At 64.5% G+C, this 25,062-nt stretch carries 29 protein-coding genes and 1 pseudogene; 18 read left to right on the top strand and 12 right to left on the bottom strand.

Annotated elements, in window-relative coordinates; genetic code table 11:
- Positions 1 to 286, top strand: a pseudogene (locus ACFC3J_RS14830) (3-hydroxyacyl-[acyl-carrier-protein] dehydratase FabZ); the annotation flags it as partial.
- Between the two features lie 122 nt (positions 287 to 408).
- Complete coding sequence (gene rpmE / locus ACFC3J_RS14825; RefSeq protein ID WP_007687040.1) at positions 409 to 633, top strand: 50S ribosomal protein L31; 225 nt, start codon at positions 409 to 411, stop codon at positions 631 to 633.
- A 248-nt stretch (positions 634 to 881) separates the two neighbouring features.
- On the opposite strand, the gene aroB is transcribed toward rpmE, so the two are convergent.
- Positions 882 to 1,994 (bottom strand): 3-dehydroquinate synthase, encoded by a 1,113-nt coding sequence (aroB, locus tag ACFC3J_RS14820; RefSeq protein ID WP_375196902.1) that lies wholly within the window; start codon positions 1,992 to 1,994, stop codon positions 882 to 884.
- Complete coding sequence (locus ACFC3J_RS14815; RefSeq protein WP_375196903.1) at positions 1,985 to 2,533, bottom strand: shikimate kinase; 549 nt, start codon at positions 2,531 to 2,533, stop codon at positions 1,985 to 1,987. The genes aroB and ACFC3J_RS14815 overlap by 10 nt, the downstream gene beginning before the upstream one ends.
- Positions 2,534 to 2,615: 82 nt before the next feature.
- Between ACFC3J_RS14815 and ACFC3J_RS14810 the strand changes: the two genes are divergently transcribed.
- The 5 genes from ACFC3J_RS14810 (at position 2,616) to ACFC3J_RS14790 (ending at position 8,057) form a co-directional block, all read left to right on the top strand.
- Positions 2,616 to 2,807: a hypothetical protein gene (locus tag ACFC3J_RS14810; RefSeq protein ID WP_375196901.1), complete on the top strand. Its 192-nt coding sequence runs from the start codon at positions 2,616 to 2,618 to the stop codon at positions 2,805 to 2,807.
- Between the two features lie 3 nt (positions 2,808 to 2,810).
- Positions 2,811 to 4,631: a hypothetical protein gene (locus ACFC3J_RS14805; RefSeq protein WP_375196900.1), complete on the top strand. Its 1,821-nt coding sequence runs from the start codon at positions 2,811 to 2,813 to the stop codon at positions 4,629 to 4,631.
- Positions 4,631 to 5,548, top strand: coding sequence for a tyrosine recombinase (locus tag ACFC3J_RS14800; protein WP_375196899.1), 918 nt, complete (start codon positions 4,631 to 4,633; stop codon positions 5,546 to 5,548). The genes ACFC3J_RS14805 and ACFC3J_RS14800 overlap by 1 nt, the downstream gene beginning before the upstream one ends.
- A gap of 11 nt (positions 5,549 to 5,559) precedes the next feature.
- Positions 5,560 to 6,504 carry an acetyl-CoA carboxylase carboxyltransferase subunit alpha gene (locus ACFC3J_RS14795; RefSeq protein WP_375196898.1) on the top strand — a complete coding sequence of 315 codons (945 nt, stop codon included), beginning with the start codon at positions 5,560 to 5,562 and terminating at the stop codon, positions 6,502 to 6,504.
- A gap of 77 nt (positions 6,505 to 6,581) precedes the next feature.
- On the top strand, positions 6,582 to 8,057 hold the full coding sequence (locus ACFC3J_RS14790) for a M48 family metalloprotease (RefSeq protein WP_375196897.1): 1,476 nt from the start codon (positions 6,582 to 6,584) through the stop codon (positions 8,055 to 8,057).
- Positions 8,058 to 8,125: 68 nt separating this feature from the next.
- On the opposite strand, the gene ACFC3J_RS14785 is transcribed toward ACFC3J_RS14790, so the two are convergent.
- Positions 8,126 to 8,287, bottom strand: coding sequence for a Flp family type IVb pilin (locus tag ACFC3J_RS14785; RefSeq protein ID WP_046764629.1), 162 nt, complete (start codon positions 8,285 to 8,287; stop codon positions 8,126 to 8,128).
- 138 nt (positions 8,288 to 8,425) lie between these two features.
- Positions 8,426 to 8,611: a Flp family type IVb pilin gene (locus tag ACFC3J_RS14780; protein WP_375196896.1), complete on the bottom strand. Its 186-nt coding sequence runs from the start codon at positions 8,609 to 8,611 to the stop codon at positions 8,426 to 8,428.
- A gap of 78 nt (positions 8,612 to 8,689) precedes the next feature.
- Here ACFC3J_RS14780 and ACFC3J_RS14775 point away from each other — a divergent pair, with 78 nt between their 5' ends.
- Complete coding sequence (locus ACFC3J_RS14775; protein WP_375196895.1) at positions 8,690 to 9,097, top strand: (deoxy)nucleoside triphosphate pyrophosphohydrolase; 408 nt, start codon at positions 8,690 to 8,692, stop codon at positions 9,095 to 9,097.
- Positions 9,098 to 9,146: 49 nt separating this feature from the next.
- Here ACFC3J_RS14775 and bfr read toward each other — a convergent pair whose 3' ends face one another.
- From bfr to ACFC3J_RS14760, 3 genes are all read right to left on the bottom strand, one after another.
- On the bottom strand, positions 9,147 to 9,626 hold the full coding sequence (gene bfr / locus ACFC3J_RS14770; RefSeq protein ID WP_375196894.1) for a bacterioferritin: 480 nt from the start codon (positions 9,624 to 9,626) through the stop codon (positions 9,147 to 9,149).
- 150 nt (positions 9,627 to 9,776) lie between these two features.
- The gene (locus tag ACFC3J_RS14765; RefSeq protein ID WP_025547882.1) at positions 9,777 to 9,947 is read right to left on the bottom strand and encodes a bacterioferritin-associated ferredoxin; all 171 of its coding nucleotides are present in this window, start codon (positions 9,945 to 9,947) and stop codon (positions 9,777 to 9,779) included.
- A 54-nt stretch (positions 9,948 to 10,001) separates the two neighbouring features.
- Positions 10,002 to 11,246 (bottom strand): DUF418 domain-containing protein, encoded by a 1,245-nt coding sequence (locus ACFC3J_RS14760; RefSeq protein ID WP_375196893.1) that lies wholly within the window; start codon positions 11,244 to 11,246, stop codon positions 10,002 to 10,004.
- Between the two features lie 62 nt (positions 11,247 to 11,308).
- Between ACFC3J_RS14760 and ACFC3J_RS14755 the strand changes: the two genes are divergently transcribed.
- Positions 11,309 to 12,076 (top strand): methyltransferase, encoded by a 768-nt coding sequence (locus ACFC3J_RS14755; protein ID WP_375196892.1) that lies wholly within the window; start codon positions 11,309 to 11,311, stop codon positions 12,074 to 12,076.
- 102 nt (positions 12,077 to 12,178) lie between these two features.
- On the opposite strand, the gene purT is transcribed toward ACFC3J_RS14755, so the two are convergent.
- Positions 12,179 to 13,348 (bottom strand): formate-dependent phosphoribosylglycinamide formyltransferase, encoded by a 1,170-nt coding sequence (gene purT / locus ACFC3J_RS14750; RefSeq protein WP_375196891.1) that lies wholly within the window; start codon positions 13,346 to 13,348, stop codon positions 12,179 to 12,181.
- A 1-nt stretch (position 13,349) separates the two neighbouring features.
- Positions 13,350 to 15,539 (bottom strand): phosphoribosylformylglycinamidine synthase subunit PurL, encoded by a 2,190-nt coding sequence (gene purL / locus ACFC3J_RS14745; protein WP_375196890.1) that lies wholly within the window; start codon positions 15,537 to 15,539, stop codon positions 13,350 to 13,352.
- A 107-nt stretch (positions 15,540 to 15,646) separates the two neighbouring features.
- Between purL and ACFC3J_RS14740 the strand changes: the two genes are divergently transcribed.
- Entirely contained in the window at positions 15,647 to 16,078 is a 432-nt protein-coding gene (locus ACFC3J_RS14740) for a DUF805 domain-containing protein (protein WP_375196889.1), read from the top strand.
- Between the two features lie 63 nt (positions 16,079 to 16,141).
- On the opposite strand, the gene ACFC3J_RS14735 is transcribed toward ACFC3J_RS14740, so the two are convergent.
- Positions 16,142 to 16,522 (bottom strand): hypothetical protein, encoded by a 381-nt coding sequence (locus ACFC3J_RS14735; protein WP_375196888.1) that lies wholly within the window; start codon positions 16,520 to 16,522, stop codon positions 16,142 to 16,144.
- Between the two features lie 167 nt (positions 16,523 to 16,689).
- Here ACFC3J_RS14735 and ACFC3J_RS14730 point away from each other — a divergent pair, with 167 nt between their 5' ends.
- From ACFC3J_RS14730 to queA, 5 genes are all read left to right on the top strand, one after another.
- Positions 16,690 to 16,950 (top strand): exodeoxyribonuclease VII small subunit, encoded by a 261-nt coding sequence (locus ACFC3J_RS14730; RefSeq protein ID WP_192667648.1) that lies wholly within the window; start codon positions 16,690 to 16,692, stop codon positions 16,948 to 16,950.
- A gap of 11 nt (positions 16,951 to 16,961) precedes the next feature.
- The gene (locus tag ACFC3J_RS14725; protein WP_375196887.1) at positions 16,962 to 17,870 is read left to right on the top strand and encodes a polyprenyl synthetase family protein; all 909 of its coding nucleotides are present in this window, start codon (positions 16,962 to 16,964) and stop codon (positions 17,868 to 17,870) included.
- 4 nt (positions 17,871 to 17,874) lie between these two features.
- Positions 17,875 to 18,384: a pantetheine-phosphate adenylyltransferase gene (coaD, locus tag ACFC3J_RS14720; protein ID WP_375196886.1), complete on the top strand. Its 510-nt coding sequence runs from the start codon at positions 17,875 to 17,877 to the stop codon at positions 18,382 to 18,384.
- Positions 18,385 to 18,493: 109 nt separating this feature from the next.
- Complete coding sequence (locus ACFC3J_RS14715; RefSeq protein ID WP_375196885.1) at positions 18,494 to 19,273, top strand: peptidylprolyl isomerase; 780 nt, start codon at positions 18,494 to 18,496, stop codon at positions 19,271 to 19,273.
- A gap of 29 nt (positions 19,274 to 19,302) precedes the next feature.
- Positions 19,303 to 20,331 carry a tRNA preQ1(34) S-adenosylmethionine ribosyltransferase-isomerase QueA gene (gene queA / locus ACFC3J_RS14710; RefSeq protein ID WP_375196884.1) on the top strand — a complete coding sequence of 343 codons (1,029 nt, stop codon included), beginning with the start codon at positions 19,303 to 19,305 and terminating at the stop codon, positions 20,329 to 20,331.
- Between the two features lie 52 nt (positions 20,332 to 20,383).
- Here the strand turns inward: queA and ACFC3J_RS14705 are convergent, their stop codons facing one another.
- Entirely contained in the window at positions 20,384 to 21,271 is an 888-nt protein-coding gene (locus ACFC3J_RS14705; RefSeq protein ID WP_375196883.1) for a LysR family transcriptional regulator, read from the bottom strand.
- 88 nt (positions 21,272 to 21,359) lie between these two features.
- Here ACFC3J_RS14705 and ACFC3J_RS14700 point away from each other — a divergent pair, with 88 nt between their 5' ends.
- Positions 21,360 to 22,505, top strand: a complete 1,146-nt coding sequence (locus tag ACFC3J_RS14700) for an isovaleryl-CoA dehydrogenase (protein ID WP_375196882.1) — start codon at positions 21,360 to 21,362, stop codon at positions 22,503 to 22,505.
- A gap of 1 nt (position 22,506) precedes the next feature.
- Here the strand turns inward: ACFC3J_RS14700 and ACFC3J_RS14695 are convergent, their stop codons facing one another.
- A complete protein-coding gene (locus ACFC3J_RS14695; protein WP_375196881.1) occupies positions 22,507 to 22,845 on the bottom strand; it encodes a DMT family protein in 339 nt (112 codons plus the stop codon).
- A 45-nt stretch (positions 22,846 to 22,890) separates the two neighbouring features.
- Here ACFC3J_RS14695 and ACFC3J_RS14690 point away from each other — a divergent pair, with 45 nt between their 5' ends.
- Positions 22,891 to 24,492, top strand: a complete 1,602-nt coding sequence (locus tag ACFC3J_RS14690; protein WP_375196880.1) for a carboxyl transferase domain-containing protein — start codon at positions 22,891 to 22,893, stop codon at positions 24,490 to 24,492.
- A partial coding sequence (locus ACFC3J_RS14685; RefSeq protein WP_375196879.1) for a biotin carboxylase N-terminal domain-containing protein occupies positions 24,489 to 25,062 on the top strand: 574 nt, incomplete at its 3' end. The genes ACFC3J_RS14690 and ACFC3J_RS14685, both read left to right, overlap by 4 nt.

Here is a 25,062-nt window from a genome sequence, read left to right as displayed (position 1 = left end):
GATCATGCCGGGTGTGCTGATCGTCGAGGCGATGGCTCAGGCCGCGGGCGTGCTGACGGTCGAGACGATGGGCCTGCGGGGATCGGGCAAGCTCGTCTATTTCATGAGCATCGACGGCGCCAAGTTCCGCAATCCGGTGGAGCCGGGCTGTCTGCTCGACCTGCATGTCACCCTGCTGCAAATCCGCGGCCGGGTCTGCAAGTTCGTGGGCAAGGCGATGGTCGACGGGAAGCTGTGCGCAGAAGCCAACTTCGTCGCCATGATTGCCGACCCGCCGGTGGATTAAGGCACGGCAGGGGAGGGCAGCCTTCCTGCTTGCTTTTGCGCGCATTCCCATGTAACGGCGCGCCTTCGCAATTTTTCGCATCCATGGCCGGTCGGAAACCGGCCCCCAGACGGAGCAGACCCATGAAGGCCGACACGCATCCCGATTACCACTTCATCACCGTCCAGATGACCGACGGCACCACCTTCCGCACCCGTTCGACCTGGGGCAAGGAAGGCGACACGCTGGCGCTCGACATCGACCCCAAGTCGCATCCGGCCTGGACGGGCGGCACCCGCCAGCTGGAGCAGGGCGGCCAGGTGGCACGCTTCAACAAGCGTTTCGGCGGCCTGACGCTGAAGAAATAATCGGCGCCTTCAGAGGCACGATAGGGAAAGGGCGCTCCTCGGGGCGCCCTTTTTGTTTCTGATCGAGCGGCAGATGCCGGGGGTGCCCACTTTCTGTCATGTCAGCGAACAGTGGAATCTCAGCAAAGGGCGCGCGATCCGGCCTGAGACCTCGCCGGGAGTCACATGGCTCCCAGCGACCTTCGCGGGGGTGACGGTTTTTGGGGACCGTCTGGAATCCACCCAATGCAGCTTTTCGAAATCTCGCCTCAGGCGCGGGCGGCGCGGTCCTCGTCCAGAAACGCGGCGACATCGTCCAGAACGACGTCCTTCGACAGAAATGTCTGGCCGATCCCCCGCGCCAGCAGGAAGGGCAGGGTGCCCGCCGCCATCTTCTTGTCGTGCAGCATATGGGCGACCAGCGCCGCGCCATCGGCCGTGACACGCGCGCTCGCCAGATCGTGCGGCAGGCCGACGGCTTTCAGATGCGCCGTCACCCGCTCGGCCTCCTCCGGCGCGCAAAGTCCGAGCCGCGCCGAATAGCGGAAGGCCAGCGCCATGCCCGCCGCCACGCCCTCGCCATGAAGCAGCGTGTCGGAAAAGCCGGTATCCGCCTCCAGGGCATGGCCGAACGTATGCCCCAGATTGAGCAGCGCCCGGCGGCCGGAGGTTTCCCGCTCATCTTCGCCCACGATCTTGGCCTTGGCCGCGACGCTGCGTTCGACCGCATATTCGCGGGCCTGCGCGTCGCCTGCCAGCAGTCGGTGTCCCTCCGCCTCGCACCATGCGAAGAAGGCGGGATCGTCGATCAGGCCATATTTGACGACCTCGGCATAGCCTGCCCGCGTTTCCCGCACCGGCAGCGTGTCCAGCGTCGAGGGATCGATCAGGACCAGCGCAGGCTGGTAGAAGCTGCCGATCAGATTCTTGCCGGCCCGTGCATTGATCGCGGTCTTGCCGCCGACCGAACTGTCCACCTGCGCCAGCAGGGTCGTCGGCACCTGGATGAAATGGCAGCCGCGCTTCAGGATCGAGGCGGCAAAGCCCACCAGATCCCCGATCACGCCGCCGCCCAGCGCCACCACATGGTCGCCGCGCTCGATCTCCAGCGCCAGCAGCGCGTCGAGCAATTGCTCCAGATGGCGCCAGCTCTTCGTCTGCTCGCCCGGCGGAAGGATGACGGGTTCGACTGCGACCCCGGCGGCGCGCAGGCCGGCCTCCAGCCGCGGCAGCTGCGCCTTGGCGACATGCTCGTCGGTCACGACGACCAGCCTTCCCTTGCGCGCATAGCCCGCCAGATGGGTGCCCGCCTGATCCAGCGCGCCTTCCTCGATCACGATATCATAGCTGCGCGCATCCAGCGCGACGCGGACTAATGCCATTGGGACAATTGCTCCATGATGCTGTCCACCGCCACATCATGCGGCGCGGCGGCGCTCTTCACATGGATGGGGCAGAGCGCGTAGACCGGATTGCGGATTTCGGCGAGTTGCGTCAGCACGAGGCGCGGGTCCTTGCCCTTCAGCAGGGGCCGCCCCTCGCGGCGCGACACCCGGTCGACCAGAGTGTCGATATCGGCGTTGAGCCAGATGGCGAGGGCATGTTCCAGGATCAGGTTGCGCGTTTCTTCCTGCATGAAGGCGCCCCCGCCGGTTGCAATGACCTTCGGCTCGCCGTCCATCAGCCGGGCGATCACGCGCCGCTCGCCATCGCGGAAATAGGCCTCGCCATAGCGTTCGAACATTTCGGTGATCGTCATGCCCGCGGCTTTTTCGATCTCCTCGTCCGCATCGACGAAATGAAGGCCAAGTCGCGCCGCCAGCCGCCGCCCGACGGTCGATTTGCCCACGCCCATCATGCCCACCAGAACGATGGGGCCGCGCTTCATCGGCGCTTCGGCGGATTTGCTGTTTCGCTGCATGGCGAGCGGGGCTATACAACCCCGCGTCGACAAGGCAAATCGCAACTTTCTTCTCCTTCTGGCCCAGCCGAAAACAGGACCCATGAAGCGCAATCGTAGCTATAGCAGTTTTGAAGGCAGCTCGCGGCGCCGTCGCGGCGTGTCCCTGCCGATCATTCCCATCGTTGCGGCCCTCGTGCTGGTTGCGATCATCGCCCTGCTCTGGTCGCGTGGCGGCGAAAAGCCGCAAAGCCATGTGGAAAAGGTCATTCCCGCCGAAAAGCTGGGCCAGTAAGGCATGGCGCAGCGGCGGGTGAACGCGAAATGGGCGTTGGGAACGCTTGCGCTTGCGCTGGCGCTGCCCGTGGTTGCGCAGGAAACCCCCGAATCGCTGCTGCCGCCCGGTTTCGGCGACGCGCCGCAGGCGCCGCCGTCCCGTCCGCCCGCAAGCCCTTCTCCCGCCGCGCCCGTGCCGGGGACCGCCACGACCGCCACGCCGTCGACGCCGTCAGTCGTGCCGCCGAGCTTCCCCGTTTCGGATGAAACCGGGGAGAATGTGGCGGAGGCGATGAGCGAGGAAGAAATCGCCGCTGAAAAGGCGAAATACGACCTTCCCGAAAATGCGCATCGCTCGCTCGACCGGGTCGGTCCGCTGACGCCGGAGCGTCAGGGCATGGCGCCCAACGCCTTCGGTTCGCAGTCGGGCCGGTTTCTCGCCACGCTGATGAAGCAGACGCGGGCGCCGATCACGTCGCGCTGGGCGTCGATCCTGCTGCGACGGGCGCTGCTGTCCGCGACCGATACGCCCCGCGACATCAACGGCGCGGACTGGGTGGCGGAGCGCGCCTGGCTGCTTCTGCGCATGGGGGAGGCGGACAGTGCCCGCCTGCTGGTGCAGAGCGTCGATTCCGACCAGTTCACCCCGCGCCTTTATGCCATCGCCATGCAGACCTATCTGGCGACGGCCGACCCGGCGGGCATGTGCCCGCTGTCGGCCGGAGCGCTGCGTTTCAGCAAGGAACCCGCCTGGGAGATGACGCGGGCGATCTGTCCCGCGCTCTCGGGCGATCAGGGCTCGGCCAGCGGCGCGCTCAATCAGGCGCAGCGGCGCGGGAAGGTGCGCGGCATCGATTACAAGCTGGCGGAAAAGGTCGTCGGCACCGGTTTCAACGCCCGCCGTTCGGTCAAGATCGAATGGGATGCGGTGGATGGGCTGACCGCCTGGCGCTTTGGCCTCGCGACCGCGCTCAATGTCGAGATTCCCGACGATCTTTACGGCACGGCGGGGCCGCAGGTCCGTGCCTGGGAAGCCCGCGCTCCCGCGCTGTCGGCTTCGCGACGCCTGCCCGGCGCGGAAGTCGCGGCGCGGCTGGGCGTGTTTTCCAGCCAGGCGCTGGTCGGCTTCTACAGCCAGCTTGGCGCGGACGGCGACGCGCCGGACAAGGCGGCCGACCGGATCGAGGCGTTGCGTAACGCCTATGCCGGATCGAGCGCCGATGACCGGCTGCAGGCGATGCGAACCGTGTGGCAGGATGAGGCCCGGCCCGATTTCGTCGGTCTGATCGCAACGGCCCGGGCGGCGGCGGCGCTGCCCGTTTCGGAACTGCCTGCCCGTGACGCGGCCAATCTGGTCGCGGCGATGTTCACCGCGGGCTATGATCGCAGCGCTGCCCAATGGGCGCGGCTTGCCGGTCAGGCCGACGGCGACGGGGCTGGCGACCTTTGGGCCTTGCTGGCCGTCGGCGCGCCCAGTCCGGTGGTGGAGATCAGCGCGGGCCGCGTTTCCACCTTTGCCAAGGATGCGGAGGGGCGCAAGACGCAGATGCTGATCGCGGCGCTGGCAGGCCTGTCCCGCCTCGACGCGAAAGACAGCGCATCGCTGGCGCAGGACAATGGCTTCAATCTGGGCGCTGCCAGCCGTTGGTCCCGGGCCATCGATGCGGCGGCGGAACGGGGCGAAAAGGCCAGCGTCGCGCTGCTGGCTGCGGTGGGCATGCAGACCGCGGACTGGAACCGGCTGCCTGCCTTTCATCTCTATCATGTCGTCGCTGCCCTGCATCGCGTCGGGCTTGACCCCGAAGCGCGGATGATCGCGGCGGAGGCGATGACGCGGGTCTGATGAGCGATGATGCCGCGCTGATCGACCGCTTTCTGGAGATGATGGCGGCGGAACGGGGGGCGTCGCGCAACACGCTGTTGGCCTATCGGACGGATTTGCTGGGGGCCGCGGCGATTGCAGGGGGGCTTTCCGGCGCAAGCAGGGACAGGCTGGCCGCGCTGGCGCCCGCCTGGGCGGAACTGGCCGCGTCATCGGTGGCCCGCAAATCCTCCGCCCTGCGCGCCTTCTTCGCCTTTCTGGAGGAGGAGGGGCTGCGCGCCGACAATCCGTCGGAGGTGTTGCCGCGTCCCGTCACGCGGCGTCCGCTGCCCAGGACAGTTTCGACGCAGGAGGTCGATTCGCTGTTCGCGCTGATCGCCGCGAAGCTGGAGGGCGACCATCCCGCGCCGCTCGACCTCAGGCTGTCGGCGTTGATCGAACTGCTCTATGGGTCCGGCTTGCGCGCTACCGAGCTGGTGTCGCTGCCCCGCCGGGCGATGGCGGCGGACCGGCCGTTCCTGATCCTGAAGGGCAAGGGCGGCCGCGAACGGCTCGTTCCCATTTCGGATCGCGCCCGTGCCGCCGTGGCGGCTTGGCTGCCGCATGTGCCCGCCGAAAGCCCGTGGCTCTTCCCCTCGGGGAAGAGCCACGTCAGCCGGATCCGTCTCTATCAGATGGTGAAGGCGCTCGCCGCGGCGGCGGGAATCGCGCCCGAACGGGTCAGTCCCCATGTGCTGCGCCATGCCTTCGCCACTCATTTGCTGGAGGGCGGGGCGGATCTGCGCGCCTTGCAGGCCATGCTGGGCCATGCGGACATCGCCACCACGCAAATCTACACCCATGTCGACAGCCGCCGGCTGGTCGAACTGGTCAACAGCCGCCATCCTCTGGCGACGATGCATCATCGACGCGTTGACGGCGAAGCGTCTGCGCCCTAACGCCATGCGCCATGGTTAGTTTTCTGGAATTCGAAAAGCCCATCGCTGAACTGGCAGCGCGGATCATCGAGCTGCGCGCCACGGCCAATGCGGGCGACATCGACATCAGCGGCGAAATCGACAAGCTGGAGCAGCGCGCTTCGAAGATGCTGGTCGATACCTATGCGAAGCTGTCGCCCTGGCAGAAGACGCAGGTCGCCCGTCATCCCGACCGCCCGCATTTCAAGGATTATGTCGCGGGCATGTTCGACAATTTCATGCCGCTGGCCGGGGATCGCGCGTTTTCCGACGATCAGGCGATCATCGGCGGCTTTGCCACGCTGGGTGATCGCCGCGTGGTGGTGATCGGCCATGAAAAGGGTGACGACACGGCCAGCCGCGTTCGCCACAATTTCGGCATGGCCAAGCCGGAAGGCTATCGCAAGGCGATCCGCCTGATGCAGCTGGCTGATCGCTTTGGCCTGCCGGTGGTGACGCTGGTGGACACGTCGGGCGCTTTCCCCGGCGTGCAGGCCGAGGAGCGCGGGCAGGCGGAGGCGATCGCACGCTCTACCGAACAATGCCTTGCGCTGGGCGTGCCGATGGTGGCGGCCGTGGTGGGGGAAGGCGGATCGGGCGGCGCGGTGGCACTGGCGGCTGCCAATCGCGTGCTGATGTTCGAACATGCGGTCTATTCGGTGATCTCGCCGGAAGGGTGCGCGTCGATTCTCTGGCGCACGGCGGAAAAGGCGAGCGACGCGGCGACCGCCATGCAGGTGACGGCGCAGCATCTCAAATCGCTGGGCGTCATCGACCGCATCGTGGCCGAGCCGATCGGCGGCGCGCACCGCGAGCCGGTGCAGGCGATCGCCAATCTGGGCGCCGCGATCGGACAGGAACTGGATGCGCTTTCGGGCATGAGCGCGCAGGATCTGCGCACTGACCGGGCCGACAAGTTCCTCGCGATCGGGGTCTGACGGGCGCTCCCCCTGTCGGGAGGAACATTGGCCTGCTATCGCTCGTTACGTGGGAGTAACAGGGGCGAGGAGGAGCCGTGAAGCGTATATCAACTCTGGCATTTGCCGGGCTGGGGCTGATTGCCCTCGCCGCGGCGCCGTCAGTGTCGGGCCAGCAGCGGGCGATCCGCACGGTTGCGTCGATCAGCCCGCAGGAAAAGCAGGCAGGCGCCAAGCAGCATCCGCAACTGCTCAACGAATTTGGCGGCGCCTATGCCGGTCCTCAGGCGAAATATGTCGAGGGCGTGGGACGACGCATCGCAGTGCAATCGGGCCTGTCCAACGCACAGGGCGATTTTACCGTGACGCTGCTCAATTCGCCTGTGAACAACGCTTTTGCGATCCCCGGCGGCTATGTCTATGTCACGCGCCAGTTGATGGCGCTGATGAATGACGAGGCGGAACTGGCGGGCGTTCTGGGTCATGAAATCGGCCATGTCGCGGCGCAGCACGGCCAGCGACGCGCGCAGGCGGCGCAGCGCAATGCCCTCGGGGGCACGCTGCTTCAGGTGCTGACCGGCGCTCTGCTGGGGGATTCGGCGCTGGGCGGCCTGCTCCAAAAAGGGATTGGCACAGGCAGCCAGTTGCTGACGCTCAAATTTTCCCGCACGCAGGAATATGAAGCGGACGATCTGGGCATCCGCTATCTAGCATCGGGCGGCTATGATCCCCGTGCCCTGTCGACCATGCTGGCATCGCTGGCGGCGCAGAGCAGCCTTGACGCGAGGGTCGCGGGCAGTTCGCGCTCCATGCCGGAATGGGCGAGCACCCACCCCGATCCGGCTTCGCGTGTCGGCCGCGCTGCGCGCAACGCGGCGGCGAGCGGATCGACCAACACGGTGCGCAATCGGGACGCCTTTCTGAACGCGCTGAACGGCGTGCTCTATGGCGATGATCCGAAACAGGGCGTGATTGAGGGCAACCGTTTTCGACATCCCGATCTGCGGCTCAGCTTTGCTGCGCCATCAGGCTTCGGAATGGAAAATGGCGCCGATGCCGTAACGGTGGCCGGCTCGGGCGGGCAGGCGCAGTTCGGCGCGGCATCCTTTTCCGGCGACCTGTCGGCCTATATCGACTCGGTGTTCGGCAAGCTGGGCGGCGGCGGCACCGTCCCGCCCGGCGAGATGCGGCGCACGACCGTCAACGGGATTCCTGCCGCGTGGCGGACGATAAGGGCGAGCACCCAGTCCTCCCAGGTCGACGCAACGGTGTTCGCTTATGATTTCGGCGGCGGCAAAGCCTATCATTTCCTGCTGCTGACGGCGGCGGGGCAGGGCATTGGCCCTTTTTCGACGATGGTGCAGTCGGTGCAGAGGCTTTCCGCGCAGGAGGCGACCGCCATCAAGCCGCGTCGCGTGGGCGTCGTCACCGTCAAGGCAGGCGACACCATCCAGTCGCTGTCCAGACGGATGGCCTATTCCGATTATCAACAGGACCGTTTTCTGACGATCAATGCCTTGGCCGCCAACAGCGTCCTGCGTCCCGGCCAGAGGGTGAAGATCGTTACCTGGTAGACCGATGAACAGCAAAAAGGGCGGCGGAACTGCTTCCGCCGCCCTTTTTTCTTCCAACCGGATCGAGCTTACTTCAGGTTGCCCGAAACGTTATTGAAGGTGTTGCCGAGCTTGCCGCCCAGGCTGGTCATGGCGCCGATGGCGGCGACGGCGATCAGAGCAGCGATCAGACCATATTCAATGGCGGTGGCGCCCTTTTCGTTCTTCAGCATCTTACGGATGAACTGCATTGGATGTCTCCTTGCGTCAAAAGTCACGTTTAACTACCCGGCCGTCCCCCCGCTTCATGAAAGGTCAGCATTGGATGATTTAACCCGCGTCGGTTGATAAAGATTTAATGAGAAGAATGAGCTGTCAGACATTGATGGTTAATGCGCGAGAACTTCTGTCGCGACATTGTCCCACATGCCGATCGTTTTGTTGGCGACGTTGGACAATGCAGCGATCATGGCGAGGCAGATCAGGGCAAGGATCAGGCCATATTCAACCGCCGTGGCGCCGCGCTGGCACTTTACAATGCCCCGAAGGCGCAAGGTTCCGATCAACGCCCGCATAGCACACCCCATTTACACGCAGCCCCGAATGGCCTTGTAAAAGAGGCAGAGTTAACAAATCTTTCTATCCGGACCCTTATGACGATAAATTCCCCCCTGATGGTGGTCGCCGCGGCTCTGGTCGATGCGGATGGCCGTGTTCTGTTGCAGCAGCGGCCGCCCGGAAAGCCCATGGCAGACCTGTGGGAATTTCCGGGTGGAAAGGTGGAACCGGGCGAAGCGCCGGAGGCGGCGTTGATCCGGGAACTGGAAGAAGAACTGGGCATCCGCACCCATGCAAGCTGCCTGGCGCCAGCCGCCTTCGCGAGCGAGCCGCTGGGCGAACGTCATCTTCTGCTGCTGCTTTATGTCTGCCGCAAATGGCAGGGTCTGCCGGAAGCGCGGCACGCCACCGCGCTCCAATGGGTCAGGCCCGCGCAAATGTATGCGCTGGACATGCCGCCCGCGGATTTGCCGCTGATCGGCCTGCTCGATTCGCTGATTTGAGGGATTGGCCGGGGCGGCGCGCCGGATGGGCCGCCCCGTCGCCGGCAACTTATTCTTCCGCTGCCTTGCTCTGCAGCTGGATGTAATTCTGAATCCCCATGCGGTCGATCATCTCGAACTGGGTTTCCAGCGTGTCGATATGTTCTTCCTCGCTTTCGAGGATGTGCTGGAACAGGTCGCGGCTGACGAAGTCGCGGATCGATTCGCAATAGGCGATGGCCTCCTTCAGGACGGGCAGCGCCTCATATTCCAGCTCCAGATCGGCTTTCAGTATTTCTTCCACCGTCTCACCGATCTTCAGGCGGCCAAGCAGCTGGAAATTGGGCAGGCCATCGAGAAAGAGTATGCGCTCCGCCAGCTTGTCGGCGTGCTTCATCTCGTCGATCGATTCCTCATATTCGAATTTGGCCAGCTTCTCGATGCCCCAATGGCCCAGCATGCGGTAATGCAGGAAATATTGGTTGATCGCGGTCAGCTCGTTCTTGAGAACCTCGTTGAGATATTCGATGACCTTGGCGTCGCCCTTCATGGCGCTATACTCCGGCTGAATGGGAAAGTGCCGGGATCATAGTCGTTTCTCTTCCGTTTGTTAATCCGGAAAGCCTTGGAAATCCGCCATTTTTGCCCACGCTATTGCGTCGGCTTCGCGCTTTTCAGATGCGCCTGATTTGCAATGGCGTCAGATCGATGCCCGCTCCGCCGCGATGATCGTCCGTGCGAAGGGAACGCATTGGCCGCATTTGGGACGGCGCCCCAGTCGCGCATAGGCGCTGCAGGGGGTGGCACAGCCTTCGCGCGCGACCTCTTTCAGGTCCTTTTCCCGAATGGCATTGCAGACACAGACAACCATGCAGATCTCCTGAAAGCGGAGATAGCGCAGATGATAATAGGTCGCAATAGTGATTCAATCGCTGTTGCGAATCTTTTGCGCCTGGCCGTGGGCAAGGCTGCGCCAAAGCCATTCCGCCGGCCCCAAAGCGAATCGTCTTTGCCAGAGCGTGGACCAGATCAGCATCGCCGCCCATGCCCCGACCACGAACAGGGGCAATATTTTTTGCGGGACGTGTCCGAACAGGCCAAGGCCCCAGCCGTAGAAGATAGCGCACATGAGGAGGCTGGTGCCCAGATAGTTGCTGAGCGCCAGCCTGCCTACCGCTGCGATTCGAGCGAGGATCGCGCTTGGGGAGAAGCGGGTGACCAGCCAGAGGATCAGCGCCGCCCAACCCACCGCCAGCGGGATTCGGAAGGGGAAGGACCAGCTCAGCACGGTTCCGAGAGCGGGAAGGGCCGCAAAGCCGGTGGCGGTGACCCACCAGGCCAGCGCAGCCATGGGGATGAGGCCGATAAGGAAGCAATGGCGCGCCGTCCGCCAATATTGTTCCGCCTGCCAGCGGCCGGTGAGAAAGCCGCCCTTCAGCATCGCCATGCCCAGCAGCATGAAGCCGAGCGTATCGAGCGTGACGAAGGGCAGGGTCGTCACCCACTGGCCGCCGAACAGTGCCACATGGTGGCGCAGAATGCCGCCATAACCGCCCTGATAGGTGGCGATTTCGTCGCGGATGGCGGGGTGGCCGGGATCGGAAATGGAGCCGATGAAATTGGCGAAGCCAGCGCTGATTTGCGGCGCCGCGCCGGGCGCCGCCGCGGCGTGGCCCCAGGCATAGAGCGTCCCGATAAAAGAGGCGCAGACCAGGAAATGCGCGAGGAAGAAGAAAAACGCCCATTTGACCAGCGACAGCGGTTCCTTTCGGACGAACAGCAGGGCGGCAAGGCCGACCAGCGCATAGATCATCAATATGTCGCCCCACCAGAGCAGCAGATAATGGGCGAGGCCGAAGAGGAAGAGCCAGGCGGCGCGAATCATCTGCGCCCGTCGTCCATCGCGCCCGGCCATTTCCTCCTTGTCGATCAGCAGCAGCATCGACGCGCCGAACAGCATGGAAAACAGCGCCCGCATCTTGCCGTCGACCAGCAGGAAACTGATTGCCCAGAAGAGGATGTCCCCTGCGGAAAGCGGACCTGCGGCCGTCGGGTTGAAATACGCCTGTTCAGGCAGGGCGAAGGCCGCGATGTTCATCCAGAGGATTCCCATGACCGCGCAGCCGCGCAGCACATCCATGGCGGGAATCCGGGAAGAAAAGGCGGTCATGGGGCAGGGCTGTCCTTGATGATGCTGGAAAAGAGCGCGTCGCTCTGCCAATGCGACTAGCCATGAACGGGCACCGCAAGCAACGAATAAGCGACGCCTTCGGCGCGGCGGCGGGGCATTATGACGATCATGCCGGCCCGCAACGCCTTGCCGCGGCGCTGGTGGCGGACCTTGCCCAGCGGCAGAAGCCCGACGGCGTGAAGCGGATTTTGGAGATCGGCTGCGGCACCGGCTTTCTGACGCGGGACATTCAGGCGCGCTGGCCAGGCGCGGAACTGGTGGTGACGGACCTGTCGCCAGACATGCTGGCGCGGACGGCGAAGGGCGGGCTGGTCGCGGGCACCTTCCTGACGATGGATGGGGAAGCGCCGATCTTCGAAGGGGAGTGGTTCGACCTGATCCTTTCCAGCCTCGCCTTCCAGTGGTTCGACGATCTGGAGGGTGCGATCGCGCGGCTCGCTGCCCTGCTGCGGCCGGGCGGGAGCCTCATCTTCTCGACCATGGGGCAGGGCAGCTTCGCCCGCTGGCGCGGGGCGCATGATGTCAGCGGCGCTGCGGTGGGAATTCCCGCCTATCCCTCGCTCGCAACGCTGCGGTCGATGTTGGCGCGGTTCGAGGATGGCTTTGCCTTTGACGAGGATTATGCCCTGGCCTGCGGCGGGGCGAAGGGGCTGATCGCGCACCTCAAGGGAATTGGCGCAGTGGTGCCGAATGAAGGACGCAAGCCGCTCTCTCCCAAGGATTTGCGTCGGGTGATGGCCGCCTTCGACGAGGGCGGCGGGGATGACGTCTATCAGGTGCTGTTCGGTCGGGTGACGCGGTGCGAATAGAGCGGGTTTCGGTCTGACCGAATCAGATCACCGCTCCGGATACCTTGCTGTCCGCGATTTCCGAACCAGCGATCGGCTCCGATCGTTGGGAAATCGCGCCCGCTACTCGCCGTAAACGATCCGAACCTTGCTCGCGGCTTCGGCGGCGATCGCGCGGGCCGTGCCGGCATCACCGGCGCGGGCGAGTGCCACGCCCATGCGGCGATAGGGGCGCGTGGTGGGCTTGCCGAAGAGGCGCAGGTCGACCTCGCCGCCGGGCGTCGAGAGCGCGTCGGCCAGTCCTTCGAAACGGAAGTCGTCCGACTCCCGATCCGCCAATATGACCGCCGATGCAGCAGCGTCGCGCAACGTCACCTCCGGCACGGGCAGGCCCAATATGGCGCGGGCGTGCAGGTCGAACTCGCTCCAGTTCTGCGAAATCAGCGTCACCATGCCGGTGTCATGCGGCCGGGGCGACAGTTCGGAGAAGATGACATCCTCGCCCTTGACGAAAAACTCCACGCCGAAAATGCCATAGCCGCCCAGATTGTCCACAACCTTGCGCGCCATGTCCTGCGCGGCGGCGAGGGCGGCGTTCGACATTGGCGTGGGCTGCCAGCTTTCCTGATAGTCTCCGCGTTCCTGCCGGTGGCCGATAGGCGGGCAGAAGCTGACGCCCTCGCGGCTGCGCACGGTGAGCAGGGTGATTTCATAGTCGAAGGCGATGAACTCCTCGACGATCACCCGTCTGCGGTCGCCGCGCATGTTGGCGACGGCATAATTCCACGCGGCTTCCAGTTCCTGCGGGGTGCGGACCGTGGTCTGGCCCTTGCCGGAGGAAGACATGACCGGCTTGATGACGCAGGGCAGGCCGGTATGTTCGGCGCCGGCCAGCACTTCGTCCAGCGTCTCGGCATAACGGTAGCGAGAGGTGCGCAGGCCCAGTTCAACCGCCGCCACTTCGCGGATGCGGTCGCGATTCATGGTCATGATCGTCGCCCGGGCGGACGGGACGATGGTGACGCCGCGGGACTCGAAATCAGCCAGAACCTCGGTGCGGATCGCTTCGATTTCCGGAACCACGAAGTCGGGCTGATGCTTCCCGATCGCCTGTGCGAGCAGGTCGGCGTCGAGCATCGAGAAGACCTCATGGCCATCCGCGACCTGCATGGCCGGTGCGCCAGCATAGCTGTCGCAGGCGATGACCTGCGCGCCCAGCCGCTTGGCGGAGATCACGAACTCCCGGCCCAGTTCGCCCGAGCCAAGGAGCAGGATCTTCGCCGTGAACGCCATCTTAGAGTTCAGCGTCCATCAGTGCCGGGAAAAAGCCCTCGTGCGCGCCGCGCAGGTCGGCCAGCGATACGCCCGCAACCTCGTCGCCGCCAGTCGAGCCGATCTTCACGGCGCCCGCAATCTCGACGCCCTGCGGCGCCGCGACGATGTAGCGGCCCTGATCCTCGCCAAAGGCACTCGCCGTCGTCAGCGCGATGTCGAGGTCAGCGCCGATGCCGCCTGCCAGCGCCATTTCGGTCACGGCAACCAACAGGCCGCCGTCGGAAATGTCATGCACTGCATTGACCTTGCCTTCCGCGACCAGAGCGCGGACGGCTTCAGCGTTGGCGCGTTCGGCAGCGAGGTCGACCTTCGGCGCTTCGCCCGCTTCCCGGCCCGCAATTTCGCGCAGCCAGATCGACTGGCCCAGATGCGTGCCCAACGAATCTTCGGCGCCGCCGATGACCCAGATCGCGTCGCCTTCATTCTTGAAGGCCACCGTCGCCATCACGTCGACATTCTTCAGCAGGCCGATACCGCCGATCGCCGGAGTCGGCAGGATCGCCGAGCCGCCCCCGGTCGCCTTGGATTCATTGTAGAGGCTGACATTGCCCGACACGATCGGGAAGTCGAGCGCGCGGCAGGCGTCACCCATGCCTTCGAGGCAGCCGGTGAACTGCGCCATGATCTCGGGCCGCTGCGGGTTGGCGAAGTTGAGGCAGTTGGTGACGGCAAGCGGCGTCGCGCCGACCGCCGAGATGTTGCGATAACATTCCGCGATCGCCTGCTTGCCGCCCTCATAGGGGTCGGCATAGCAGTAGCGCGGGGTGCAGTCGGTGCTGATCGCAATGCCCTTCTGCGTACCGTGGACACGGACGACTGCCGCGTCGCCGCCAGGGCGCTGCACCGTATCGGCGCCGACCATGTGGTCATATTGCTCCCAGATCCAGCGGCGGCTGGCAATGTCGGGGGAACCCATCAGTCGGATCAGATCCGCACCAATGTCGGCGCTTTCGGTGATCTCGCCGAGGGGCTTGACCCCGGACCACGCCTTATACTCATCCTTCGCCATTGCCGGGCGGTCGTAGAGCGGCGCATCGTCGGCCAGCGGGGCCAACGGAATGTCGCACACCGTTTCGCCCTTGTGCACGAGCACCATGCGGCCGGTGTCGGTCACATGGCCGATGACCGCGAAGTCCAGCTCCCACTTGCGGAAAATGGCTTCGGCAAAATCTTCTTTGCCCGGCTGGAGCACCATGAGCATGCGCTCCTGCGACTCCGACAGCATCATCTCATAGGCCGTCATGCCGGTTTCGCGCTGCGGCACCTTGTCCATGTTCAGTTCGATGCCGACGCCGCCCTTGGAGGCCATTTCCACCGAGGAGGAGGTGAGGCCCGCCGCGCCCATGTCCTGAATGGCGACGATCGCGTCGGAGGCCATGAGTTCAAGGCAGGCCTCGATCAGCAGCTTTTCGGTGAAGGGGTCGCCGACCTGCACGGTCGGGCGCTTTTCCTCCGAATCCTCGCCAAAGTCGGCCGAGGCCATGGTTGCGCCATGGATGCCGTCGCGGCCGGTCTTGGAGCCGACATAGACGATCGGATTGCCGACGCCCGAAGCCGCCGAATAGAAGATCTTGTCCGTCTCCGCGACGCCCACAGTCATTGCGTTGACGAGAATGTTGCCGTCATAGGCCGGGTGGAAATTCACCTCGCCGCCCACGGTCGGCACCCCCACGCAATTGCCGTAGCCGCCGATACCATGCACCACGCCGCTGATGAGATGCTTCATCTTCGGGTGGTCCGGGCGGCCGAAGCGCAGCGCGTTCATGTTCGCGACCGGCCGCGCGCCCATGGTGAACACGTCGCGCAGGATGCCGCCCACGCCGGTCGCCGCGCCCTGATAAGGCTCGATGTAGCTCGGATGGTTGTGGCTCTCCATCTTGAAGATGGCGGCCTGACCGTCGCCGATATCGACCACCCCGGCATTTTCGCCGGGGCCGCAAATGACCTGCGGCCCTTCGGTAGGCAGCTTCTTCAGATGGATTCGCGAACTCTTGTACGAGCAGTGCTCTGACCACATCACCGAAAAGATGCCGAGTTCCGTGAGATTCGGCTCCCGGCCGAGCGCGTGCAGAACGCGGTCATATTCTTCGGGAGAAAGCCCATGTTCGGCGACGACCTGGGGCGTGATCTGGGATGCGGTGCTGGACATGTGCGCGCCTTTAGCGGGGGAGCGCCGGATAGACAATCCTGACGCTGCCGTGATGCGGAAAACATGATAGCTTTCGTGCGTTCAGAGAGAGGAAAGGGGACAGGCTGATGGACTGGATGGTGTTGCCGCTGCGCCGTTACGCGCGATTTTCCGGACGGGCGCGGCCCAGGGAATATTGGATGTTCGTCCTGTTCCTGTTTCTCTGCTTTGTCGGTCTGTCGATCGTGGAAGGCGTGTTGGGCCTGACGACCGCCGACCACTGGTTCCAGCGCGGCCCATGGTGGGCGGGTGCGGGCTACAGCACGCGCGGCGGTCCGCTGACGGGCCTCTTCAGTCTGGCCATCCTGATTCCCTATATAGCCGTTGCGGTTCGCCGTTTGCACGACACGGACCGCAGCGGCTGGTGGCTGCTGATCGTCTTCTTCCCGATCATCGGCAGCATCGTGCTGCTCGTCTTCTTCATCATGGGCGGCACGCGCGGACCCAACCGTTTCGGGCCGGATCCGGTCGAAGTGGGGGAACCGGAACTGCGCCAGTAAAGAAAAAGGCCGGCCTCCGCGGGGGAGAGCCGGCCTGAATGTGCAGGAAAAACGGAAAGGCGATCAGGCCTTGCAGCTGAGGGCGCTCTTGCCCGGCAGGGTGGCGGTGATCTGCTTGCCCGAACCCTCGACCTTATAACCTTCGCCTTCGAAGGGCTTGCCCGCTTCGGCGGCGGTCAGCTTGGTCGGCGCGCCGGTCTTTTCGGTGCGCAGCTGCGCGGTCTTGCCGTCGCTCATGAAGTCGACGAACAGCAGGCTGTTGTCCTTGCAGCGATACTGGTGGCTTGCCTGCACCGACGGCGGCAGTTCGACCGGCGCGGCGTTTGCCAGCTTCTCAGCCATCGGATCGGCGGGCCCGCCGACGACTTCGGGTTCGTCGCTTTTGTTGCAGGCGGACAGCAGCGTCAGCGCCGCCACGGAGATCAGGGGGAGATAATATTTCATAGCGGTCCTTCTATGTGCACTAGCCACGCCAAGCGTCAACGCAAAACTGCCCTCTTTCCTCCAGCCCCCTGATATGACGTCATGACGATTTCATGAACAGGGTATCATCGGCAAGCGACGGCCCATGCGGGCTTGACCGGGCGGCAAGGGGCGGTCAATGCAGGGAAATGGCCGAAGAAAGCATGATGCAGCAGGGCGATCCGTCGCAAATGTCGTTCGAAGATGCGTTGCGCGCGCTGGAATCGATCGTCCGGCGTCTGGAAAGCGGCGATGTGCCGCTCGACGAATCCATTTCGCTTTATTCGCAGGGCGAAGAGTTACGGAAGCGCTGCATGGAACGTTTGCAGGCGGCCGAGGCTCGCATCGCCAAGCTTACGCTGGATGCGGGCGGCGGTGTGACGGGCGCCACGCCCTTTGGTGCGGACTGAGCGCGATGGGCATGAGCGGAGCCTCCTCCGCCGCTTCGCTGGTCGCTCGCCGCGCCGCTGCGGTTGCGGTGGAGGTCGACCGGCTGTTCGACGCGTTGCTGGCCGTGCCCGACGATCCGCGCAGGCGTCTCTATGAAGCGATGCGCTATGCCGCCATGGACGGCGGCAAGCGGTTGAGGCCCTTGCTGGTGCAGGCCGCGAGCGAGCTTTTCAATATCTCGCGGGATTCGGCGTTACGCGTGGGTGTCGCGGTCGAATGCATCCATGTCTATTCGCTGGTGCATGACGATCTGCCCGCGATGGACGATGACGATCTGCGCCGTGGCAAGCCCACGGTGCACAAGGCCTTTGATGAGGCGACGGCGATCCTGGCGGGCGATTGCCTGCATGATCTGGCCTTTGAACTGCTGGTGGATGAGGAAACCCACCCGGACCCCTTCGTTCGCGTCGAACTGGTGAAGGCGCTCGCCATAGCCAGTGGAACCAGCGGCATGGCGGGTGGCCAGATGATGGATCTGGAGGCGGAAAGGGCCAGTTTCGACCTGCCCACCGTCACCCGGCTCCAGCAGCTCAAGACCGGCGCGCTGATCGGTTTCTGCGTCGATGCGGCGGCGATCATGGCGCGCATCCCGCCCGAAGCGCGCACCCGGCTGCACGGCTATGCGCGCGACATCGGCCTTGCATTCCAGATTGCCGACGATCTGCTCGACGTGGAGGGCGATGCGGAGGTCGCCGGCAAGGCGCTGGGCAAGGACGCGGCAGCGGGCAAGGAGACTTTCGTGTCGCTGCTGGGGGTGGAACGGGCGCGGGAACAGGGCCGTCTGCTCGTCGAGCAGGCGAAGGCGCATCTGCACGGTGCTGGTCCGGAGGCCGACCTGCTTCGCGCCATCGCGGACTATATCGTGGAAAGGGATCGCTAGGGGCATGAGCAAGCAAAGGGTGGGGGTTTATCCCGGCACGTTCGATCCGATCACCCTGGGTCATATGGACATCATCCGGCGCGGAGCGAAGCTGGTCGACAAGCTGGTGATCGGAGTTACGACCAACATCAGCAAGTCGCCGATGTTTTCCGACGAGGAGCGGCTGGAGATGGTCCGTCGCGAATGTGCGGGCATTGATACGGAGATCGTCGTCACCGGCTTCAATTCGCTGCTGATGGACTTTGCCGAATCGCAGGGGGCCAGCGTCATCATCAGGGGGCTGCGCGCCGTCGCGGACTTCGAATATGAATATCAGATGGCGGGGATGAACCAGCAGATCAACGGGCGGGTCGAAACGGTCTTCCTGATGGCGGACGTTTCGCTTCAGCCGATTGCTTCCCGTCTGGTCAAGGAAATCGCGCTTTATGGCGGTCCGATCCACAAATTCGTCAGTCCCGCCGTGCGCGACGAGGTGGAGGCGCGGGTGACCGCGCTGGGCCTCAAGGGCCAGTAAAAGGCTCCGGTCAAGGCTCCACTCAGCCTTCGTTCAGTTGCCAATCGCCAAGAGGACGCTATCAGAGGCAGCTTGGCATCTGGCTAGAAATATTAGGAAAGCTTCATTCATGCGGTTCACGTCGGCGCTCAAGACCGTGGCGATCGGTTTCGCTCTCTATGCATCGAGTGGCGCGGCCTTGGCTCAGGGCGGCGGCGGACGCAATGCCGAGGAAATGAAGAAGGAAGAGGCTGCTGCCCGCGCCGAGCAGGCCGCCAAGCAGCTCGGCCTTGATCCGGCATCCAAACTGCCGCCGGCGACCGTGCCGGTCGATCCGAATAATGTCTGGGATCTCGACCTGTCGAGCGGGGGTCGCGTGCGCATCCAGTTGCGTCCCGACATCGCGCCGAGCCATGTCGAGCGGATCAAGGAACTGACGCGGCAAGGTTTTTATAACGGTCTCAAATTCCACCGCGTCATCCCCGGCTTCATGGCGCAGGGCGGCGACCCCAAGGGTGACGGCACCGGCGGTTCGACGCTTCCGGATCTGAAGGCGGAGTTCAATCCCATGCCGCATCTGCGTGGAACCGTTTCCATGGCCCGCGCGCAGAGTGAGGACAGCGCCAACAGCCAGTTCTTCATAGTTCTTCTGCCGCGCATGCAGCTCGACAAGAAATATACGGTGTTCGGCCGCGTGATCGAGGGCATGCAATATGTCGATGCGATTCATCAGGGCGAACCGCCAGCCGACCCGACGCTGATCCTTCAGGCCTCGATCGAAAGCGACGGCAAGCCACCCGTGACCGCGCTGCCGCCGCCGCCTGTGTCGCCCGCTGCCTCGATCGTCGCGCCGCTGCCGGCCAAGAAGCCTGCGCCCGCGAAGAAGCCGGTCGCACCCAGGAAGAAGTAAGATACCCCGTTTGAGCGGGGGCATGAGCCATGCGCGTAGACCTGTTCGATTTCGACCTGCCGCCTGAGAGCATTGCGCTCCGGCCCGCTTCGCCGCGTGATTCGGCGCGGCTGCTGTCGGTTGCTGGCGATGCGCCGTTCGAAGACCGGATCGTGCGCGACCTGCCGTGCCTGCTGCGTGCGGGGGATGTGCTGGTGTTCAACGACACGAGGGTCATCCCGGCCCAGCTGGAAGGGATGCGCGGGCAGGCGAAGATCGGCGCGACGCTGCACAAGCGACTCGGTCTGCGCCAGTGGCAAGCCTTTCTGCGCAACGCCAAGCGGGTGCGCGACGGCGACCGGATCGATTTCGGTGCGGATGTGACGGCGATCGCTGGTCCGCGCGACGACGATGGTGGCGTGACACTGACCTTCGAAGGCGACGAGCCTGTGGAGGTGTTGCTGGAACGGGCGGGGCGTATGCCGCTTCCGCCCTATATCGCCAGCAAGCGCCCGACCGACGAGCGTGACCGCAGCGATTATCAAACCATGTTCGCGCGGGAGGATGGAGCGGTCGCGGCGCCCACGGCGGCGCTGCATTTCACGCCCGAACTGATGGCGGCGGTGGGGACGGCAGGCGTGGCGACGGAAACGCTGACCCTGCATGTGGGGGCGGGCACGTTCCTGCCGGTCAAGGCGGATGACACCGATGATCACCGCATGCATGCCGAATGGGGCCGGATCGATCAGGCGACGGCGGATAGGCTGAATGCCGCACGGCAGGCGGGCGGGCGTTTGATTGCGGTCGGCACCACCAGTTTGCGCCTGCTGGAAAGTGCGACCGGAGAGGACGGGGTTATCCGCCCCTTTGCCGATGAAACGCGGATTTTCATCACGCCGGGCTATCGCTTCCGGGCGGTGGACGGCTTGATGACGAACTTTCATCTGCCAAAGTCGACGCTCTTCATGCTGGTGAGCGCCCTGATGGGACGCGAGCGGATGCAGGCGGTCTATGCCCACGCGATTGCGCAGGGCTATCGCTTCTACAGCTATGGGGATAGCTCACTATTATTGCCCTGAACGGCTGTGATGGGTGGGATTTGATCATTCTCTTTCCCGCAGGAAGAGGAAATCATGACCGTAAATGGCCACTTCCGACCAGTCCCTTCAATGCCGCCGCCAGCGCCTCCAGCACCGGCGCGCCCCGCAGCCCTGCCGCCCGTGCGCCATAGAGAAAGCCCACGCAGCGCCGCTCCCCAAAATCCTTGAGCGCCACTCGCGCCATCCCCGGCCAGCGATAGCTGTTCGGCATGACCGTCACCCCCAGACCCGCTGCGACCATCTGCATCACCCTCTCGTCATTGGTTGAGCGGAGAGTGAAATGCGGTCGAACCCCGCGGTCAACGAAGTGGCGGCTGGTGGCCGACAGGGCTTCGCAATGGCGGCGGACGATCATCGCTTCGGTCCCAAGTTCCTCTGCCGCCACCATCACCCGACCGGCCAGCCGATGGCTGTCGGCCATGGCGATGCCATAGCCCTCCTCTATGATCACCTGCGTCGTAAAGCGGTCCACGCCAGGCCGGATCAGGCTGAGCGCCACATCGATCCGCTCTGCATCCAGCCGACCCGATAATTCGCGCTCGCTGCCCGGAATGAACTCGATCCGGCCCTGTTCGGCGGGTGGGCAGCTTGCGACGGCGCGGGCGACGGCTTCTCCGGGGATGCTCAGCAGCAGGCCGATGCGCAGAAGCGGCGCCTGCTCGGTCTCTTCTCCCGCCAGCTCAGCGAGGTTGAATTCGCGCTCTATCCGTCTGGCGTGGGCCAGCAGCCGCGCGCCAGCTTCGGTCAACTCGACCCGCTGGTTGCTGCGCAGGAACAGCGGCGCGCCGATGGCCTGCTCCAGCTTGGCGATGCCGACCGACAGCGTCGGCTGCGACACCAGGCAATGCGCGGCGGCGCGGGAAAAATTGCCCTGATCCACGACAGCCAGAAAATAGCGGAGCAGATAGCGTTCGATCATAGACCAAAACTATACACTATGCCGCGTGGTTTCAATTTTTCCTGGGTTGCGTTGAAGGATAGGATGCAGGCCGAGGAGAGCCAAGCCAATGACCGTTTTCGACTTCGCGCTGGGTGAAAATGCGGAGATGATCCGCGAGACGACCGCGCGCTTCGCGACAGACCGCATCGCCCCGCTGGCGGCGGAGATCGACGCCAGGGACTGGTTTCCGCGCGAACTGTGGCCTGAAATGGGTGCGCTTGGCCTGCACGGCATAACCGTCGATGAGGCGGATGGTGGCCTTGGTCTTGGCTATCTGGAGCATGTGGTCGCGCAGGAAGAGGTGGCGCGGGCCTCGGCCTCCATAGGTCTGAGCTATGGCGCGCACTCCAACCTCTGCGTCAATCAGATTCGCCGCTGGGCCAATGCGGAACAGAAAGCGCGATATCTGCCCCGACTGATTTCCGGCGAGCATGTCGGCTCGCTCGCCATGTCGGAAGCGGGGGCGGGGTCGGATGTCGTCTCGATGAAGCTGCGCGCCGAAAAGCGCGGTGACCGCTATGTCCTAAATGGCACGAAATTCTGGATCACCAACGCGCCCTATGCCGATACGCTGGTTGTTTATGCCAAGACGGGCGAGGGTAGCCGGGGCATCACCGCTTTCCTGATCGAGAAGGATTTTGCGGGCTTTTTCATCGGCCAGAAGATCGACAAGGTCGGAATGCGTGGATCGCCCACGGCCGAGCTGGTGTTCGACGATTGCGAAGTGCCGGAAGAGAATGTGATGGGGCCGCTGAATGGCGGCGTTGGCGTGCTGATGTCGGGGCTGGATTATGAGCGGGCGGTGCTGGCGGGCATCCAGCTGGGGATCATGCAGGCCTGCCTTGATGTGGTGCTGCCCTATGTGCGGGAGCGCAGGCAGTTCGGCCAGCCCATAGGCGCCTTTCAGCTGATGCAGGCGAAGGTGGCGGACATGTATGTCGCGCTCAACAGTGCGCGGGCCTATGTCTATGCCGTGGCGCGGGCCTGCGACATGGGCAAGACGACCCGCTTCGACGCGGCGGGCGCGATCCTGCTGGCGAGCGAAAATGCGATGAAGGTCGCGCTGGAGGCGGTGCAGGCGCTGGGTGGCGCGGGCTATACCAGGGACTGGCCGGTCGAACGCTACATGCGCGATGCCAAGCTGCTGGACATCGGTGCGGGAACGAACGAAATCCGCCGGATGCTCATTGGCCGCGAGCTGATCGGCGCGTGAATCAGCCGCGCCCCACGAACAGGAAGCCGACCGCCGCCATGATGCAGAGGAAGGCGGCCAGATGGCGCCAGTGCAGCGGCTCGCCCAGCACCGTCACCATGAAGCCCCCGAAGATCAGCAATGCAATGGCTTCCTGCGCGATCTTGAGCTGGCCCGCGCTCCAGCCGCTGGCGAAGCCGATGCGGTTGGCGGGCACGGCGAAGCAATATTCGACGAAGGCGATACCCCAGCTGATCAGGATGACCGCGAACAGGGGTTTGTTCATCCCCCCCTTCAGGTGCCAATACCAGGCGGTGGTCATGAACAGGTTGGATATGGTGAGGAGCAGGATGGTCGGCATGGATGATCCCGGATATGCAACCTTCGGGCAGGGGAGCGCAAGGGCATGAGTGCGCCGGTTATCGACACGAAGCTCTCGACGGAAAGCGAGGCCTTCCGCGCCAACGCCGCGCATAACCGGCAGCTGCGCGACGAACTGCATGCGAAGGTCGCGCAGGCGGCGCTCGGCGGCAGCGAGGCGGCACGGGCGAAGCATGTCGCGCGCGGCAAGCTGCTGCCCCGCGACCGGGTGGAGCGGCTGCTCGATCCGGGCAGTCCGTTTCTGGAATTGGGGCAGCTCACCGCCAACGGCATGTATCATGGCGAAGTGCCCGGCGCCGGCATGATTGCGGGCATTGGCCGGGTGTCGGGGCGGCAGGTGATGATCGTCTGCAACGACGCCACGGTGAAGGGCGGGACCTATTATCCGCTGACCGTGAAGAAGCATCTGCGCGCGCAGGAAATCGCGTTGGAGAACCGGCTGCCCTGCGTCTATCTGGTCGACAGCGGCGGCGCGAACCTGCCCAATCAGGCGGATGTCTTTCCCGATCGGGAGCATTTCGGCCGTATTTTCTACAATCAGGCGCAGATGTCGGCGCGGGGCATCCCGCAGATCGCCTGCGTCATGGGCAGCTGCACGGCAGGCGGCGCCTATGTCCCCGCCATGTCGGACGAAACGGTGATCGTGCGCAATCAGGGGACGATCTTCCTGGCCGGGCCGCCGCTGGTGCAGGCGGCGACGGGCGAGGTGATCTCCGCCGAGGATCTGGGCGGCGCGGAAGTGCATGGCCGCCGCTCCGGCGTGGTCGATCATGTCGCGGAGAATGACGAGCATGCGCTGACCATTGTGCGGGACATCGTCTCGACGCTGCAACCGGCGCCGGGGATCGACCTCAACCTTCGAGAACCCAAAGCACCGAAATATGACCCGGAGGAGCTTTACGGCATCGTGCCCCAGGACGTTCGCGCGCCCTATGATGTGCGCGAGGTCATAGCCCGGATCGTCGACGGCAGCGAGTTCCATGAATTCAAATCGCTCTATGGCAGCACGCTCGTCTGCGGCTTCGCCCATATCTGGGGCATGCCGGTGGCGATCCTCGCCAATAATGGCGTGCTGTTCAGCGAGAGCGCGCAAAAGGGCGCGCATTTCATCGAACTGGCCTGCCAGCGGCGCATTCCGCTGTTGTTCCTCCAGAATATCTCCGGTTTCATGGTCGGCGGCAAATATGAGGCGGAAGGCATCGCCAAGCATGGCGCCAAGCTGGTGACGGCAGTGGCGACGGCCAGCGTGCCCAAGATCACCGTGCTGATCGGCGGCAGCTTCGGCGCGGGCAATTACGGCATGTGCGGGCGTGCCTACGGCCCGCGCTTCCTCTTCACCTGGCCCAACAGCCGGATTTCGGTGATGGGCGGCGAGCAGGCGGCAAGCGTGTTGGCGACCGTCCATCGAGACGCCGCCAAATGGACCCCTGAAGAAACCGAAGCCTTCAAGGCGCCGATCCGTCAGAAATATGAGGATGAAGGCAATCCCTATCACGCCACCGCCCGGCTGTGGGACGATGGGGTGATCGACCCCGCCCAGACCCGCGACGTGCTGGGCCTCGCCTTCGCCGCCACGCTCAACGCACCCGTCGAGGAGGCGCCCCGTTTCGGGGTGTTCCGCATGTGATCCGGTCCCTGCTCATAGCCAATCGCGGCGAGATCGCCTGCCGCATCATCCGCACCGCCCGTCGCCTCGGCATTCGCACCGTCGCGGTCCATTCCGATGCAGACGCGAACAGCCTGCATGTGCGGCAGGCCGACGAGGCGGTGCATATCGGTCCGTCGCCGGCGCGGGAATCCTATCTTGTGGGCGAGCGGATCATCGCCGCTGCCAAGGCCACCGGCGCAGAGGCGATCCATCCCGGCTATGGTTTCCTGTCGGAAAATGCCGCCTTTGCGCAGGCGGTGATCGACGCGGGCCTCATCTGGGTCGGACCAAAGCCGTCGAGCATCACCGCCATGGGGCTGAAGGACGCCGCCAAGAAGCTGATGGCGGAAGCGGGCGTGCCGGTGACGCCGGGCTATATGGGCGAGGATCAGAGCGCCGATCGCCTGCGATCCGAAGCCGACGCCATCGGCTATCCCGTGCTGATCAAGGCGGTCGCGGGCGGCGGTGGGAAGGGCATGCGGCGGGTGGATGCGGCAGCGGATTTTGCCGACGCCCTGCTCTCCTGCCAGCGGGAGGCGGCCTCCTCCT

It is taken from the genome of Sphingobium sp. (assembly GCF_041987595.1).
GTDB lineage: Bacteria > Pseudomonadota > Alphaproteobacteria > Sphingomonadales > Sphingomonadaceae > Sphingobium.
Note: the sequence above shows the minus strand (reverse complement) of the source record. Positions and strands in the feature narration are given on the sequence as shown.

Bases quoted from the DNA above. Each gene is read 5' to 3' on its own strand.
- ACFC3J_RS14805 (WP_375196900.1), top strand. From the start codon at position 2,811: ATGGCGCAGCGGCGGGTGAACGCGAAATGGGCGTTGGGAACGCTTGCG.
- ACFC3J_RS14700 (WP_375196882.1), top strand. From the start codon at position 21,360: ATGACCGTTTTCGACTTCGCGCTGGGTGAAAATGCGGAGATGATCCGC.
- ACFC3J_RS14725 (WP_375196887.1), top strand. From the start codon at position 16,962: ATGAGCGGAGCCTCCTCCGCCGCTTCGCTGGTCGCTCGCCGCGCCGCT.
- ACFC3J_RS14765 (WP_025547882.1), bottom strand. From the start codon at position 9,947: ATGGTTGTCTGTGTCTGCAATGCCATTCGGGAAAAGGACCTGAAAGAG.
- purL (WP_375196890.1), bottom strand. From the start codon at position 15,539: ATGTCCAGCACCGCATCCCAGATCACGCCCCAGGTCGTCGCCGAACAT.
- ACFC3J_RS14775 (WP_375196895.1), top strand. From the start codon at position 8,690: ATGACGATAAATTCCCCCCTGATGGTGGTCGCCGCGGCTCTGGTCGAT.
- queA (WP_375196884.1), top strand. From the start codon at position 19,303: ATGCGCGTAGACCTGTTCGATTTCGACCTGCCGCCTGAGAGCATTGCG.
- ACFC3J_RS14760 (WP_375196893.1), bottom strand. From the start codon at position 11,246: ATGACCGCCTTTTCTTCCCGGATTCCCGCCATGGATGTGCTGCGCGGC.
- bfr (WP_375196894.1), bottom strand. From the start codon at position 9,626: ATGAAGGGCGACGCCAAGGTCATCGAATATCTCAACGAGGTTCTCAAG.
- rpmE (WP_007687040.1), top strand. From the start codon at position 409: ATGAAGGCCGACACGCATCCCGATTACCACTTCATCACCGTCCAGATG.
- ACFC3J_RS14785 (WP_046764629.1), bottom strand. From the start codon at position 8,287: ATGCAGTTCATCCGTAAGATGCTGAAGAACGAAAAGGGCGCCACCGCC.
- ACFC3J_RS14705 (WP_375196883.1), bottom strand. From the start codon at position 21,271: ATGATCGAACGCTATCTGCTCCGCTATTTTCTGGCTGTCGTGGATCAG.
- ACFC3J_RS14735 (WP_375196888.1), bottom strand. From the start codon at position 16,522: ATGAAATATTATCTCCCCCTGATCTCCGTGGCGGCGCTGACGCTGCTG.
- ACFC3J_RS14780 (WP_375196896.1), bottom strand. From the start codon at position 8,611: ATGCGGGCGTTGATCGGAACCTTGCGCCTTCGGGGCATTGTAAAGTGC.
- ACFC3J_RS14730 (WP_192667648.1), top strand. From the start codon at position 16,690: ATGGCCGAAGAAAGCATGATGCAGCAGGGCGATCCGTCGCAAATGTCG.
- coaD (WP_375196886.1), top strand. From the start codon at position 17,875: ATGAGCAAGCAAAGGGTGGGGGTTTATCCCGGCACGTTCGATCCGATC.
- ACFC3J_RS14810 (WP_375196901.1), top strand. From the start codon at position 2,616: ATGAAGCGCAATCGTAGCTATAGCAGTTTTGAAGGCAGCTCGCGGCGC.
- ACFC3J_RS14695 (WP_375196881.1), bottom strand. From the start codon at position 22,845: ATGCCGACCATCCTGCTCCTCACCATATCCAACCTGTTCATGACCACC.
- ACFC3J_RS14740 (WP_375196889.1), top strand. From the start codon at position 15,647: ATGGACTGGATGGTGTTGCCGCTGCGCCGTTACGCGCGATTTTCCGGA.
- aroB (WP_375196902.1), bottom strand. From the start codon at position 1,994: ATGGCATTAGTCCGCGTCGCGCTGGATGCGCGCAGCTATGATATCGTG.
- ACFC3J_RS14715 (WP_375196885.1), top strand. From the start codon at position 18,494: ATGCGGTTCACGTCGGCGCTCAAGACCGTGGCGATCGGTTTCGCTCTC.
- purT (WP_375196891.1), bottom strand. From the start codon at position 13,348: ATGGCGTTCACGGCGAAGATCCTGCTCCTTGGCTCGGGCGAACTGGGC.
- ACFC3J_RS14690 (WP_375196880.1), top strand. From the start codon at position 22,891: ATGAGTGCGCCGGTTATCGACACGAAGCTCTCGACGGAAAGCGAGGCC.
- ACFC3J_RS14755 (WP_375196892.1), top strand. From the start codon at position 11,309: ATGAACGGGCACCGCAAGCAACGAATAAGCGACGCCTTCGGCGCGGCG.
- ACFC3J_RS14795 (WP_375196898.1), top strand. From the start codon at position 5,560: ATGGTTAGTTTTCTGGAATTCGAAAAGCCCATCGCTGAACTGGCAGCG.
- ACFC3J_RS14815 (WP_375196903.1), bottom strand. From the start codon at position 2,533: ATGCAGCGAAACAGCAAATCCGCCGAAGCGCCGATGAAGCGCGGCCCC.
- ACFC3J_RS14800 (WP_375196899.1), top strand. From the start codon at position 4,631: ATGAGCGATGATGCCGCGCTGATCGACCGCTTTCTGGAGATGATGGCG.